We start from the raw sequence: 14,268 nt of genomic DNA, 5'->3' as shown, positions 1-14,268 counted from the left end.
AGGATTTAAATTCGTAGTTTAAAAGTTTTAGAATCTATCTCAAGATCTTATCGAGTGCAAAAGAATTTACAAAAACTTACACAAGATCATTACAAAAATAGTATATTATATCTTTCAAATATTATTTTGAAATATTCCAAATCATTTCTTTGAAATAGTTTATAACAAAAATTTTCCTAAAAATCTGTAAACAAATCATAATATGAAAATTACCAATTTTTATTAAAATTCAAAATAATATATTCCAAGGTTTTGAGACACAAGTAATTAATTAAATAATTGTTTTATAAAATTCAGGAATACGATCTTGTCTTGTCAAAAACTTATTCCTAAAACTGAGCAATAGTTCCTTTTTAATTTCGAAAATATCAATCTCACTTGAGGTAATTTCTGGAAAAATAAACTCTCCATTTGCATCAACTACAATTGAACTTTTTTCATACTCTATATCATTGCCATCTATACCAGTACGATTTACACCAATGAAATAAGTCTGGTTTTCAATAGCTCTCGCTTGCGATAAAATTCTCCAATGAGATTTTCTATATTCTGGCCAATTGGCAATGTTCACTAAAACATCACAATCTTTTGCAAGAGCAGAATAAAGCTCTGGAAAACGCAGATCGTAACAGATAGTAAAACCAAAAGTCAAATTTGACAATGTTAATTTTGATAAATTTCTTCCACCCTCAAAATACTTATTTTCTGTTGCAAAAGAGAAAGGATGAACTTTATCATAACGTATTCTTTCTATTCCATCTTTAGATATAAAAACTAATGTATTAAGCGCCTTATTTTCTTTTTTTAAAACCAGACCAAATACGATTGCTACACAATTCTCTTTCGCAAGTTTCTGGAATGTATCAATAGAAGGAGAATCGCCAGGATCTTCCGCAATCACTTCTGTATTCATCGAAAACCCTGTTAGAGTCATTTCAGGAAATATAACTAAGTCAACACCATATCTAACAACTTCGCATATTAAATTCTTACAATGCTCTAAGTTATATGCTTTATCTTCCCATTTGATATTTAAAGATACTAAAGCAATTTTCATTTTTAAATTTTCTTTCGAAATACTGGTTTTATAGGAGGACCGATTAAAAAATTATCCGTAGATCCTGATTTTATAGCTTGTAAGTAAATGCTACAAGATTCATCAAAAGCCTGAATAATATGATCAATTTCTGCTTGTTGATGTGACCATGTAGGATAAAACATTCCTTGGAATAAAACTCCTCTTGCAATCATCTCTTGTAAAAATAAAGTGCGAAAATGATTATCTGGAAAACCAGATGAATTTTTACATCCTAAAATAAATAGACAAGGAAGTCCCATAAGTTCAAGATAAAGTTCCAACTGATGATTCTTAATAATTAATTCTAAACTTTTCCTAAGGACTTCTCCTCTTTTCCAATTATTTTCAATCATATTATTTTCTTTGAATGCCTTTATTGTAGCAATCATAGCAGCAAGACCAGTTGTTTCGGCGCCATGAGTAGTAGATATTAGAAAAAGCTTATCTTCGCCTTCCTTTTTTATTCCACCTAATTCCATAATCTCTGCACGTCCTGTTAGTGCACATGCAGAAAATCCATTTGCAATTCCTTTACCCCATGTAACTAAATCTGCCTTTACCCCGAAATAATTGTGAGCACCTGTTAGACCCCATTTAAATCCTGAGATCATTTCATCCAAAATAAAAATTACACCTTTTTCCTTGCATAAAGCTGCAACTTTATGTAGAAAATTATTCTCCGGTAAATCAAATTTCATCGGCTCCATAATCAAGCACGCAATATCATGATTCTTATCAGCGAATAAGGCCTCAACAGATTCAAAACTATTATAACTAAATAAAGCAGTCATTTCAGCAACTTTAGAAGGAATACCTTTATCGCAAGGAGTTGTTACTATAAACCAATCATCATAACTAAAAAAGTTATGTTCTTTAGCAATCGCAACTCGGTTCTTGCCAGTAAACGCCCGAGATAATTTAACAGCTGCTGTTGTAACTGTTGAACCATTTTTAGCAAATTTCACCATATCCCCTGATTGAACTGTTTCTAAAAATAATTTGGCTGCCTCTAGTTCAATTAATGCAGGGCGCTGAAAATTCGTTCCCAAAAAAGCTGCGTCTGCTACAGCTTGAGCCACTGGTTCAAACCCATGTCCTATTGAAACCGATGTTAATCCCATACTACAATCAATGTATTCATTATCATCTAAATCCCATACATGAGCTCCTTTACCACGAACAATTACGCTAGGAGCATTCAATGGAAATTGATCATCACCCTTTGAATAGGTATGACTTCCACCTGGAATTAATTTATGAATTTCTGTAGAAAATTCACGAGATTTTTTGAATGTAGTTATCTTATTCATTACAGAATTTTTTATGAAATACTCTCTTCTATATTTCGACAACTTCTACAAATACATAGTAGAATAACCAATTTCAGTAAACTGATATACAAGTTCTTTTAATTTCGGATTTGTATCTAAAAATTTAACAATTTCTGAGATAGGTATTCGTGGGACTAATTCTTGAAAATGACTATAAATAGTTCTGCAGAGTGATAAATCCTCTGGATTATCTACGGTTAATCTAAGATCAGTTCTAACTAATTCTTTAGGTGGGTTTAATTTGGTAATTTTAAATTTAGAATGATTTTCTCTAATATAAAGTGTACAAAGTTCAGATCTATGCTTTGATTCTCCTTTTTCATGAGAAACTCTTAAAGCTTGTAAAGAAATAATTTCAAATCCACATCCATCAATAATACCGTCCATAAAAGTAGCATCCGAATTTTCCAATTTATGTATTTCCCAAGCTTCTTCTACTTTTTCAAAAAAGAGGAAGGGAGATTCGCTCGTAATACGAAAAATGTCAGTCGCACCAACGATCTCACCTGCCTGAATCAGGCGTGATAGGACATCATTCTCATCACCAGTAATAAATCGAATATTCTTTTCATTTGCAATCCGTTTGAAAATTTCATTTTCTAAACCTTCAGAAATACCTAATACAATTTCGTCTATGCTTTTCAAAGTACGTAAGCAAGAGATAATATTATCTATAATTCGAATACCATTTTGGACATTTAAATTTTGAATTGGTTTTGCGTATAAACGAGAACCTTGATTTCGACATGCAATAGCAGCAACAAGTTTTCTTTCCATATTCTCTTTAAGTTATATCTTCTTTAGTAATAGGAGTATTTGCTCGGATATCTCTTTTCGCAATCTTTTGATACACGAATTCAAGATCATCAATATAGTTTTCAATCTTACTTCTTTTTAGCACTAATTTATCGGAATCAATTTTTTCACCTTTTTTTAAATCTACTTTACTAACTACATGCCTTCTTATCATCTTTCTATATTCTTTTTCAGATTCACTCATCCCGAAATCATCTACTTCAAGTGCTTTTCCCATCGCTTCCGAACAAGCTCTGATTGTTTTTACAAAATAAAGAAATTCATCTGGATTTAAAGCAGATTCATGATCTTCTAATTTCATCGTTTTCCCCAAAGTCAGATGCTTTTCGATTACAATAGCTCCTGCCCCTAATGCAGCCGCTGGAATAGTATTTTTTTGTCCGGAAAATGGATCAGCATGATCTGCAAATCCAATTGACACATTTGCGAACGAAAATACATCTTTCAATATTCTTATTCTGTCAATTTGGTTACAACTATCTGGTGTAGGATAACCTTGATAACCTAGGAGCACTACCACTCTTTTTTGAAATAGTATAGATAAAGCTTTTCTAATTTCCGACAGATAAGCTCCTCCAGCTCCTAGTAGAATATTAGGAACCGTAGATTTCGAGACAAGTTCAAGCAAACCTATGTTGGTAATATCTGTGCCATGCAACTTTATAGTTGATACATTCATTTTTTCGCATAACCTAAGACTCCTCTCACCGAATATATCTAAAAAAAGTTCAATTCCCAAATTTTTTGCATAATTTGAAAGTCCAAGCCATGTTTCTTCACTCATTTCTAAAGAATGAAATAAATCATAATATTTATAATCAGGAGTTGCTAATTCATCTGCAAAGACCAATTGAAATTTTACTGCATCTGCGCCGGCCGTCGCCGCTGCTTTAATTAATAAACGAGATTGATCGATTTTGCCTTCGAACCCTTGTGCAACTTCTGCGATAATTTGTAGACTCATTGGATCCTTAAAATATTTAAAACTTATTTTAACGCGAATTTAGTTTGATACGCACGAAAAAACTTAAAGTGCCAGTTTTTACATTGGATTTTATTTTTTTCCCTGAAAAATCAATTTTTACAGAATGATTTTTTTCACTAAAGATATTTTAAATTATTATAAAATATTTAAGTTATTTTATAAACAGATTTTTAAACTTAAATCAGTAAAATCTAAAACATCTTTTAAAATATAAGAATTTATGTAAAAGGTTGAATAATGGGAGTCTTTTTAAAACCCGTAAATTAACAAAAGAGAAATAATGCCATCTACATTGACTTCCTTCCCAAATGGTCCAAAAGACTATTTCTTTTAAAGTTTTAGACAGACCTTTAATTAAAACCGTTACCACTTTGATGGATCTATTAGATTTTCATCATTTGAAAACAATTCGTCTGGAAGTTTTATTATTTCCTGTTTTATTGCTATTACAATTTCTTTAAGATGTTTAAGATTATCTACACCAACAATTATCTTACTAATAGGCTGAATCTGAACCAAATAACCCAAACAAACCTGCAAAGCTGATTGATTGGTTTCATTTAACCAAGTATGCCATTTTATCCAGAGATCTTCCCATTTTTTAAATTTATAAGGCAGTTCTTCTTTTTTCATTAAAAGAAGCCCTTGCAAAAAAACAGAACGGATATGAATTTCAATTCCACATTTATCTAATTTATCTAACCATCCTGAATTTATCAAACGCCGATCAAATACATTCATAGGAGCTTGGACTATATCAAAGTTAAAATTTTTAATCAAATCCTCCAACTCAAGAGGATCATAAATCGAAATACCGATTTTTTGTATTAAACCTGACTCTTTTAGTCGAATTAATGCTTTATATAATCTTTCTCCATTTTCACCTAACAATTCTCTCGGACGATGCAAAAGTAAACTTTCAAGATTACTAATTTTTAAAAGCTTAATAGATCTTGATATTGAATCGTCCACCCATTTTTCTATATCACCAGCTTTATTTGTTGAAACTGAAGGAAGCTTAGTACAAATTTTTAAATCGTTAACACCTATTTCACCCAGAACCTTTTCGCTCTCTCCATACAAGATAGCCGTATCTAGATATTTGATTCCTGAAATTCTAGCAAAAGATAGGATTTCTTCTGCTTCTTCAAAAGTAATCTTCCCTTTCTTATTTGCGATTCCATAATTAAAACCAAATTGGGCGGTCCCCAAGCTTAACTTTTCTACTTTTTGTTTTTTAGTTAAAAAAGTTTTCATAAAATCAAAAGACAATAATCTTAAAATTAGATTATTGTATGGAAACTAATAGTTTAATATGACTCACTAAATAAAAGATCTATTTATAGAGATCCTCACTGAAGTTACCCAAAAATCATACAACCAATATAAGTTTTTGGATAAATTCTTTCGGGGACATTATTTGCAATCTTTTATGAGGTGGAGATAAATTATAGTCATCAATCTAATTGTATATTTTCAACATAATCTCTTCAGCATTATTTAAGTGATTCACATAAACATAATCTTTTTTGAATGCATTTTTCACCTATTCCGTTACTCTCTAGAGAATAAGCAGGAGTACGACAAACTTCAAATCTCAGAGCTTCAACAAAAGTCATAATGGCAAAAGCATTTATATATTAAGAATCGTTGTCAGATAAAAACTGAGTCAAAGGAAATTTGGAATCATCAAATCTTTACTTCAAAAGCGTATTTCTAATTATCTGGCCATCAATATCAATGGTTGAGGAAATATAACTTATAATTTCTCTATCATGGCAGTCCATGACAAAAGCCAACCAAATAAGTCTACCATCCAATAACGTATCCCTAAAATATTAGAATACCATTTTGTATTAGAAGTTATCTCAAAATAGTTTGGTGATTTTAGAGCGGCGGCTTTAAATACTAAGCGAGATCTTTTAGTTTGTTCAAAGATATGGGAACTAACAATTGAAATGTAAAAAACTTAATTGAGAAACCCGTTCGTTTATAAAGCGATATAATGGGAACCTACCACATTTTATTGGGGTTCAGGTGATTTGTTTTGAGGCTCTGAGATAATACTCATCAGAATGTTGATTTTTGAAATAGGTTCTACTTTTTAATGTGATACTTTTCCCTTCATGAGTCTGTTTCAATCTCGGAACATTCCTTTGTAAAAGTAGATTTTGTTCCTTCATGATTCAATAGATTCGTTCTTACTTTGGTTGATCTAACGATCGCCGTAATTCTTAGATACCCGTAAGGTTCTATCATAGCAAATGTCTTTAGTCGTTTGCAAGATATGTTTTGAATTCGCTAGTCAAACGTTTTGTTCGGCGAAGGCAATTTTTATAGTAAAAAATTGATCGAGAAACACCTAATGCGGAAGCGATTCCTTGTCATTGAAGCCTTCGATTTCTTTCCAATGATTTTTGCGAGATCAGTTTTTTTACGAACAAGGATGATCGCTTCTTTGAGAATCTCGTTCTATTCTGTCTTTCTTCCAAGAAAGTACTCTAAATTTTTAATTCGCTGTTCGAGCTTTTTATACTCTGATTCAGGAACCAAGTTCTCTTCATTCTCGATTCCTTTACTATCTGCTCCTTTTCCATCTAAGTCTATTTTCTTCTTCGCTGAACAGAGGCTATCCCCTTATAACCCTTTCATTCATAATAGTTCTATTTATGCATTATTCCCATTACTTAGAAACTTACTCACATTTATGATTTTAAGTGGGTAACTTCCTCGAATTAATCACTAAAATAATGTCTGATGCCCAATTGGAGTGATTAGTCTATGTACAACTTCTTGTTGTTGTTCTTCCGTCAAACTTGGATACATAGGTATGCTGATTGCTTCTGAATAATATTGCTCCGATTCCGGAAAATCCGATCTATTATAACCCATTTTTTCATAATAAGGTTGCCTATAAACCGGGATATAATGTAAATTTACTAGGATTCCAGCACTACGAAACTGTTCAAAGACTTGCTTATGGCTTAGATTAAATTCCTTTAATTTTAAGCGAATAATGTACAGATGAAATCCTGAATAACTTTCAGGATTTTGCCAAGGTGTAACTACGGGCTTATCGCTTAATAAAGCATTATATTTCTCAGCTATTGTATGCCTTTTTCTAATAAATTCATCAAGTCGTGACATTTGACTTACACCTAATCCCGCTTGTATATCAGTCATTCTATAATTGTATCCTAATTCTAATTGCTGATAATACCATGGACCATCAGGGGAATGGGTCATTTCCGAAAAGTCTCTCGTAATTCCATGACTCCTTAGCCTGTACATTTTTGAATAAAGTTCAGTATCATTTGTCAAAGCCATTCCACCTTCTCCGGTAGTAATAATTTTAACCGGATGAAAACTAAACACCGTTATATCACTATATTTGCAATTTCCAATGGGCTCATTTTTATATGTTCCGCCAATAGCATGGGAAGCATCTTCAATAATTTTAAATCCATATTTTTTTGATAAAATATAGATTTTATCCATTGGGCAAGATTGTCCGGCAAGGTGAACAGGAATTAATACTTTGGGTAGTTTACCGATTTTTTCAGCAAGTTCCAATTTCTCTGATAAACGATCTACGCTTATATTGTAAGTTTTCGGATCTATATCAACAAAATCAACAGATGCACCACAATATAATGCACAATTTGCAGATGCGACAAACGTAATAGGACTCGTCCAAACGATATCACCCGGCCCAACATTTAATGCGATACAGGCAATATGTAAAGCTGATGTGGCGCTATTCACCGCCACTGCAAATTTAGCTTTACATTTTTTGGCGACTAGCGATTCAAACCTTGGGACCATTGGTCCTTGAGTTAAAAAATCAGAACGTAGAACTTCATTTACAAGATCTATATCTGCTTGTGTAATTTCTTGTTTCCCGTAAGGAATTAATGTCATATAGATTTACTCAGACTATCAATCCCTGCTTGAATAGTAGGCATTGATACATTTAAAAAACCGACAACTTTATCAGTCGAAAGACTCATATCTAGTGGTCTAAGCGCATTTAATTGAATATCTTGAATCGAAATGGGACGAATAAGTTCAGTTGATTTATTAAATGACTTTGCTATTGATATTGCAAAGTCATATTTTGAAATTCTTTCACTCCCTACTGTATGATAAATTCCTTTCGTTTTTTTTTGTATAAATAATAAAATCACTCTCGCCAAATGATATATGGAGATTGGAGTGAAAAATACATCATAAAATGCATTAATTTTTTCATTTCTATTAAGTGAATTGATAATCCAATCTGATAACGATTGTCTCCATTGTAAACCAGGTCCAAAAAAATTCGTCCTGAGGATTAACGCTTCCGAATTTACAGCTAACACTGCACGCTCTGATTCAGCTTTTGTTTTTCCATATATATTCACAGGACAGACTGGGACATCTTCAGTAACCATCTGCATTGTTCCATCCCAAAGATGATCTGTTGAAATATGGACCATCTTTGAATTTATCTGTGATGCTGTTTGAGCTATTACATGGCTAACATCTATATGAATTTTTTTTGCAAGAGACTCATTTTTCTCGCAATCGTCCACATTCGTAAGTCCAGCACAATGAATGATATAATTGGGTCGAATCTTAGTTAATAAATTCTTAACCGTATCGAAATCTAAAAGATCGATTTCAATTTCATCTAATCCGACTATTCCCAAAGAATGAGCTTTTCTTAAAGCTATAACTTTATTTCCATTCTTTAGAAAAAATCTTGAAAGATGATGGCCTAGCAAACCACTTGCGCCAGTAATTAAAATTGTATTTAAATCCAAATTCTTATTTTAAAAAATAAGCTACTAAAACGTAACTTTTTCTTATTCTTTAAAGCTTTTCGTAAAAACAATTTTTGAGAATCAAAGAAAATTAATTTTAATTCTATCATTTTATGTTTTGTCAACCAAATCTGGAAACAATTCATTATAAGTCCCTGTTCTAAAAATTTTTCCAGATTTTAGTTCAATTATCTTATTACAATTTCGTAAAGTTGTTACTCTATGTGCAACCAATAGAACAGTTAGATGCTTTCCCAAACCTTCGATTGCCTCTATTACTGCTTTTTCGGTCTCGTTATCAAGTGCACTTGTAGCCTCATCAAAAATAATCACTGAAGCCTCTTTATACAAAGCTCTGGCTATACCAATCCTTTGCCTTTGTCCTCCTGACAAACGAATTCCCCTTTCCCCAACAAAGGTATTGTAACCATCTTTTAAACTCATAATATGTGAATCAATCTGCGCTTGTTTAGCTGCCATGCGCACCCTATCAAAATCAATCTGATCTAAACTGATTCCGAAAGCTATGTTTTCAGCTATTGTAGAATCTGACAAATAAATGCTTTGAGGCACATGCGCAATGTTTGCTTGCCATGCCCTCTTCATAGTATTAGAATCTATAATTTGGTTATCTACAACGAGTTTCCCTTTAGAAGGTTCTAATAGAGCCATAACGATATCTAGTAAAGTACTTTTCCCACTACCTGTAACTCCTATAAATCCGATTCGATCCCCATTATAAATATTAAAACTTAGATCTTTGATTACCCAAGATTGATCAGGATGGTATCGAAAAGCAAGATCTTCGATACGAACACAATCACTGAACTTTAGAGGTTTAATATTAAGATCTATATATTCAGGGATGTTTTGATCTAATAATTCCAAAACATCCCAAAATGCTTTTTCATTACCTTTAATAGTTACCCAAGATTGGTACACTTGCTGTAAAATAGGTAAAATTCTCTGAGCTCCTAACGCAATTGCACCCAATAAAGGTAAAACTGTCACCAATCCAGAATCACTACGAGAAAGGAGATATGCAAAAATAGCTAGCAAAATCATTCCAAAAGACTCTATTAAAAATCGAGGTGATCCACCAATAAATGCACTTTCTGCACTAGCACGTCTGAATTTCTGATCTGATTCTTCAAATATTTTGCAATAAACTGCTTGATTTCCATCAAGTAAAATATCTCTAACCCCACCAAGTCCTTCTTGCAGTATTTTAATTACTCGGGTGTATTCTTCGGACTTGATTTTACCTATGATTGACAATCTCTTTCTAGTTACATATCCAATGATCCCATAAATCACTCCAAATCCAATAAAGACTGAAATTGAAATAGCTGGATTAAATAAAATAAGAGCAATCAAAATCGTACCAATAATCAATATCCCCCCCAAAGTATTAATTATCGGAAGAATTAAAGCTGGCACTAAACCACTCGCCTTCTCTAAAATCCCACCCATGATCTCACTACTATTTCGCATTACATGAATTCGATAAGGTTGGTACAATGTTTTACGATAAATATCAAGACTTAGATCAGCCCCAGAAGCAAAACTTAAACGGTTACCCATCCATAAAACGAGGAGTCTAATTAAACCTGTAAAAATTGCAATAATGATAAAACCTAAGGTTAAAGGTAGAATTAATTCTTGGGGATTGAAAATTCTCAAATACTCTTTTATTGGCTGAATATATGGCATATCAAATACTTTCTCAGGAGTCGTCAATACGCCTAAAAATGGAATTACTGCACCTATACTTACCATTTCAGATAATGATGAAATAACTAATAAGACCAGCAGTATTCCAAATTGTTTATGTCTTCGACTAGACAAATAATTCCAAATACGAAATATTAAGTAAAACAAAGATTGTGAATAATTCATCGTAGATTTATTGCTTATAAATCTTTTCAAGGTTACGTATATTTAATTTTTTATGATTCGTAATGTTTTCTGCAAAAGTGTTTAACCCATATTTAGTCAGAATTTTTGAATATCGATTCTTATTCATTGCCCTTCCGTTTATTTTCAAAGATTTTCTTTTATTGCTTAAATCTTTAACAGATCCGAGTTGACTGTAACTCTTATAAATATTACTTTCATGAAATAAAGGTAGATATGCCTTATAGGAACCTAAATATTCAGCACAAAGTTCTTTAATCAATTTTATGTATTCAAATCTTTCAGATAGATCTTTAAACTCTGTCGAATATTTCTTATTTAATTGTTCAAATATCTGAATGCATAGATGAGTCTGCTCTGAAATTAGAGCAGCAAAACAATATTTGATCAGCCTAACAAATGACCACTTTGAAATTTCGGGTTTTTTAAGATAAAAAGCTTCGCCATCCAACAAAAAGCCTTTAGCCTCAAAGTCAATAGGGGTTAGACAAGAATGGTGTGGATCATAAATTTTTAGATCCACAAGTACAAACCCCAAACTTATCAACAAATTATGTAGTTCAGGAAAATTTTTCTGACTTTTATACATTTCCATAAATGATATTTCAGTATTTACAAAAATAGCATTTTGGAAAATATTACTAGAGAATTTTATAATATCATATTCAGTACCTTGAGTATCAAGAGAAATAAATTCAGGATACGGAATATCCATTTTTTTAATGGCAGAAGACAATTTCATCGATTCAATTTTAAATCTCTTTCTAGGTTCTAAAATTTCTTTTAATCGCATTGCCCCAAACTTCGGACTATTTCTAACGAATTTATAAAGTTCTTTATTTGCTCTAAGAAGAGAAGATGCATGTGGTTGTTTAGTAATTATAAATTCTTCTGTTCCATCGATATCTGAAATACAAAATGGCAAGACTTCAACTTTATCAAACCCTTTTACAAAATCACTATTTATTGCTTCTTCTATACAGCTATTATCTGCATCATACATTGTCAAGTGTACACCATCACGTAAACATTCAGGAATATTTATTGGAAACTTCCCTCCTCTTCCTCCAATATGATGATAATTCACTACATAATTATCCATTACAAATCCCTCCAGAAAACTAATAGAGTTGTTGAAAAATTCCATAATTCAAATTAACAAAACCGTTTCAAACGCCCATTTTAATACAGCAGAAACGGATAGAGAATTCATTTTTCAACAACTCTAATATTCTTTACAAAGCTTATTAACAAAGTATTTTAATGAAGATAGTTGCGAATACTAGAAGTTATCTCAAAAATATTTTGTCTTTGCTTAAAACGCCGATTCCAATCATTTTGAGATAGGCTTTTAGTAGAAATATAACAATATAATTTTCGAATTCGAATTCAAAAATATTTTTTTATTTTAAAAGTACTAAAACTTGGCAAAATAAAGTAGCACTTATCTAAATCATTTCCATTAAAGAATTTATCCACCCAGAATTTTTTGCACTTAACACAATAAGAATTTAAATGTAACTTTATTATTTAGAATTTACCGTAAAATCTTAAGCGCCAAAACTACTACAGATTTCAATCGTGGAAACCTTTCAAAAATCCATAAATCACCAGAGTGTATAAAGATTAATAAAAAACACTTATTAGAAATTTATAAATCTCATTAACACAAATAATAAGTCGGAGAATGTATTCTTTTTGACATCTTTTAACATTTCTTCAGCCTGATTCATATAAAATAACCGAACTACAGAACCATCTACTTTTAAATCTAAAAAACGTTGATTACATTAAGAACTTGCCAATATTTAAAAATAACTTAACAATTAAATTCAAGCAATATAGAAGTTAGTTCCACTGGAACCAGGGATACTAAGACAAGAAGCAATTTTTGAAAATTAGTTAATTTTTTTAGTAAAAACTGATAGGTGAATATTGTCACTATACCTCCTATATTCATAGAAATAAATATAAGAATTTTTCAATAACTATATTGTAAAAAAAATTAATTCAACCACCATTTGTTTTTACGTAAATAAACTGCCCCATATCGACCTCTTATTTCTCCATGAATTTTGCTATCTTTAGGAATTATTGTCCAAAATTTTTTCTGTAATTCATCATCTTCAGGCTGAACCTGCCAACTTCCTTTTAAACGCTCAAACATTTCTACAACAGCATCATAAATTTCTTCAGATGTATTTTCAATTAACCTTATTTCATTATTAATATATTGACAAGAATCAAAAAAAATATGCGCATTCCTTGACACGATTTCCTTTAAAGTTAATTCTCTATTTTCATTAATTGAAAAATATTTTTTTGAAATAGTGATATAACGCTCAGAATAGGAGTATATATATCCAATCGGCACAAAATTCACATATACTATAGGCTTTCTAAAAATAAAAGGTATAGAATCCCATCCCGAGCCCATAGTTAAACAGAACTCACATCTTGCACCAAGATAAATATCCATAAAATCACTTCGCATTCCGTTTATTGCATAATCAAAAACATTTTTATGTTCAAAACAAAATTTATCTTTTACTTTCGAACCCATTCGAAATACATAATATCCCGAGTCGACTAAAAACTTAACTGCTTTTTCATAAGCATTGATATTAGTATTTCGATAATTGTGATAAGACCAATCATGATTAGAATCTTTTTCCTTTGTATAAAGGTTATCCCTAGCTAAAATTGTAACAAATTTTGCACCTTCAGGTAAACCCATTTTTCTCAACTCAGTTTCACCAAATATCTCTTCCTCTCTAGTAAAGTTTATATGTACAGAATAGCGATCAATAAAGTTATATAAATCGCGTCCATTGTTTTTCGGGATTAAATGATATCTACCTCCAGGAATACATTTATTCGCAAACAACAAAGGACGCACTATCCAATATGGCCAAACTGAATAAACTCTTTTCCACATTTTAGCCAATTGCTTATTTGTAATATATTCACCCAAATACCAAATATCAAACGTTTTGAATGTTGGTTGATTTATTCTCGCTTCTTTATATGCCATCATTAGTTCCGGCGCAATTGCAAACACGCCAAATATTTCCGAATGCAAAGTTCCGAAACGAACCGTAATAATTGGTCGTATAATCCTTATTAAAATTATAGTTAAAATCGCTATAACATAAAAAGGATTAAATAATATTTCAAACAAACGCTTAATTCTACTCTTTGTTATTACTTTAAAATACACTTGGATAAATCTTTTAATATCAAACATACAAATATTTTCACTTTAAGGAAATATTATAGAGCTTTACCGTCATTTTTTATATGAAAACGAGTATGTACAAATGTTTTGCAAGATAA

Annotated in this window: 10 protein-coding genes and 1 pseudogene; all 11 read right to left on the bottom strand. The window is 31.3% G+C overall.

Annotated features, from left to right (window positions below; genetic code table 11):
* Positions 1-271: 271 nt before the first annotated feature.
* The 11 genes and pseudogenes from LEP1GSC049_RS222845 to LEP1GSC049_RS222885 all read right to left on the bottom strand — a co-directional run bounded on the left by LEP1GSC049_RS222845 (position 272) and on the right by LEP1GSC049_RS222885 (position 14,179).
* Positions 272-1,057 (bottom strand): nitrilase-related carbon-nitrogen hydrolase, encoded by a 786-nt coding sequence (locus LEP1GSC049_RS222845; protein WP_004777157.1) that lies wholly within the window; start codon positions 1,055-1,057, stop codon positions 272-274.
* Between the two features lie 2 nt (positions 1,058-1,059).
* Positions 1,060-2,388, bottom strand: a complete 1,329-nt coding sequence (locus LEP1GSC049_RS222850) for a glutamate-1-semialdehyde 2,1-aminomutase (RefSeq protein ID WP_004753708.1) — start codon at positions 2,386-2,388, stop codon at positions 1,060-1,062.
* Between the two features lie 45 nt (positions 2,389-2,433).
* Complete coding sequence (locus tag LEP1GSC049_RS222855) at positions 2,434-3,186, bottom strand: cytidylyltransferase domain-containing protein (protein ID WP_000440092.1); 753 nt, start codon at positions 3,184-3,186, stop codon at positions 2,434-2,436.
* A gap of 7 nt (positions 3,187-3,193) precedes the next feature.
* Positions 3,194-4,189 carry an N-acetylneuraminate synthase family protein gene (locus LEP1GSC049_RS222860; RefSeq protein ID WP_004755121.1) on the bottom strand — a complete coding sequence of 332 codons (996 nt, stop codon included), beginning with the start codon at positions 4,187-4,189 and terminating at the stop codon, positions 3,194-3,196.
* Between the two features lie 384 nt (positions 4,190-4,573).
* Complete coding sequence (locus LEP1GSC049_RS222865; RefSeq protein ID WP_004777134.1) at positions 4,574-5,467, bottom strand: aldo/keto reductase; 894 nt, start codon at positions 5,465-5,467, stop codon at positions 4,574-4,576.
* 1,485 nt (positions 5,468-6,952) lie between these two features.
* The gene (gene pseC / locus LEP1GSC049_RS222870; protein ID WP_004754985.1) at positions 6,953-8,131 is read right to left on the bottom strand and encodes a UDP-4-amino-4,6-dideoxy-N-acetyl-beta-L-altrosamine transaminase; all 1,179 of its coding nucleotides are present in this window, start codon (positions 8,129-8,131) and stop codon (positions 6,953-6,955) included.
* Complete coding sequence (locus LEP1GSC049_RS222875; RefSeq protein ID WP_004777131.1) at positions 8,128-9,015, bottom strand: SDR family oxidoreductase; 888 nt, start codon at positions 9,013-9,015, stop codon at positions 8,128-8,130. The genes pseC and LEP1GSC049_RS222875 overlap by 4 nt, the downstream gene beginning before the upstream one ends.
* A 111-nt stretch (positions 9,016-9,126) precedes the next feature.
* Positions 9,127-10,914, bottom strand: a complete 1,788-nt coding sequence (locus tag LEP1GSC049_RS222880) for an ABC transporter ATP-binding protein (RefSeq protein WP_016560501.1) — start codon at positions 10,912-10,914, stop codon at positions 9,127-9,129.
* A gap of 7 nt (positions 10,915-10,921) precedes the next feature.
* Positions 10,922-12,034, bottom strand: a complete 1,113-nt coding sequence (locus LEP1GSC049_RS15480) for an FkbM family methyltransferase (protein WP_244266170.1) — start codon at positions 12,032-12,034, stop codon at positions 10,922-10,924.
* Positions 12,035-12,595: 561 nt separating this feature from the next.
* Positions 12,596-12,742 (bottom strand): annotated as a pseudogene (locus tag LEP1GSC049_RS2000000229220) (formyltransferase family protein); the annotation flags it as partial.
* 195 nt (positions 12,743-12,937) lie between these two features.
* Complete coding sequence (locus LEP1GSC049_RS222885; protein ID WP_016560398.1) at positions 12,938-14,179, bottom strand: TIGR04372 family glycosyltransferase; 1,242 nt, start codon at positions 14,177-14,179, stop codon at positions 12,938-12,940.
* Between the last annotated feature and the right edge of the window lie 89 nt (positions 14,180-14,268).

Origin of the sequence: Leptospira kirschneri serovar Cynopteri str. 3522 CT (assembly GCF_000243695.2) — a bacterium.
Classification (GTDB): Bacteria; Spirochaetota; Leptospiria; order Leptospirales; family Leptospiraceae; genus Leptospira; species Leptospira kirschneri.
Note: the sequence above shows the minus strand (reverse complement) of the source record. Positions and strands in the feature narration are given on the sequence as shown.

What these genes read in the sequence shown, in the direction of transcription:
- LEP1GSC049_RS222845 (WP_004777157.1), bottom strand. Translation starts at nt 1,057, where the DNA reads ATGAAAATTGCTTTAGTATCTTTAAATATCAAATGGGAAGATAAAGCA.
- LEP1GSC049_RS222880 (WP_016560501.1), bottom strand. Translation starts at nt 10,914, where the DNA reads ATGAATTATTCACAATCTTTGTTTTACTTAATATTTCGTATTTGGAAT.
- LEP1GSC049_RS222850 (WP_004753708.1), bottom strand. Translation starts at nt 2,388, where the DNA reads ATGAATAAGATAACTACATTCAAAAAATCTCGTGAATTTTCTACAGAA.
- LEP1GSC049_RS15480 (WP_244266170.1), bottom strand. Translation starts at nt 12,034, where the DNA reads ATGGATAATTATGTAGTGAATTATCATCATATTGGAGGAAGAGGAGGG.
- LEP1GSC049_RS222855 (WP_000440092.1), bottom strand. Translation starts at nt 3,186, where the DNA reads ATGGAAAGAAAACTTGTTGCTGCTATTGCATGTCGAAATCAAGGTTCT.
- LEP1GSC049_RS222865 (WP_004777134.1), bottom strand. Translation starts at nt 5,467, where the DNA reads ATGAAAACTTTTTTAACTAAAAAACAAAAAGTAGAAAAGTTAAGCTTG.
- pseC (WP_004754985.1), bottom strand. Translation starts at nt 8,131, where the DNA reads ATGACATTAATTCCTTACGGGAAACAAGAAATTACACAAGCAGATATA.
- LEP1GSC049_RS222885 (WP_016560398.1), bottom strand. Translation starts at nt 14,179, where the DNA reads ATGTTTGATATTAAAAGATTTATCCAAGTGTATTTTAAAGTAATAACA.
- LEP1GSC049_RS222860 (WP_004755121.1), bottom strand. Translation starts at nt 4,189, where the DNA reads ATGAGTCTACAAATTATCGCAGAAGTTGCACAAGGGTTCGAAGGCAAA.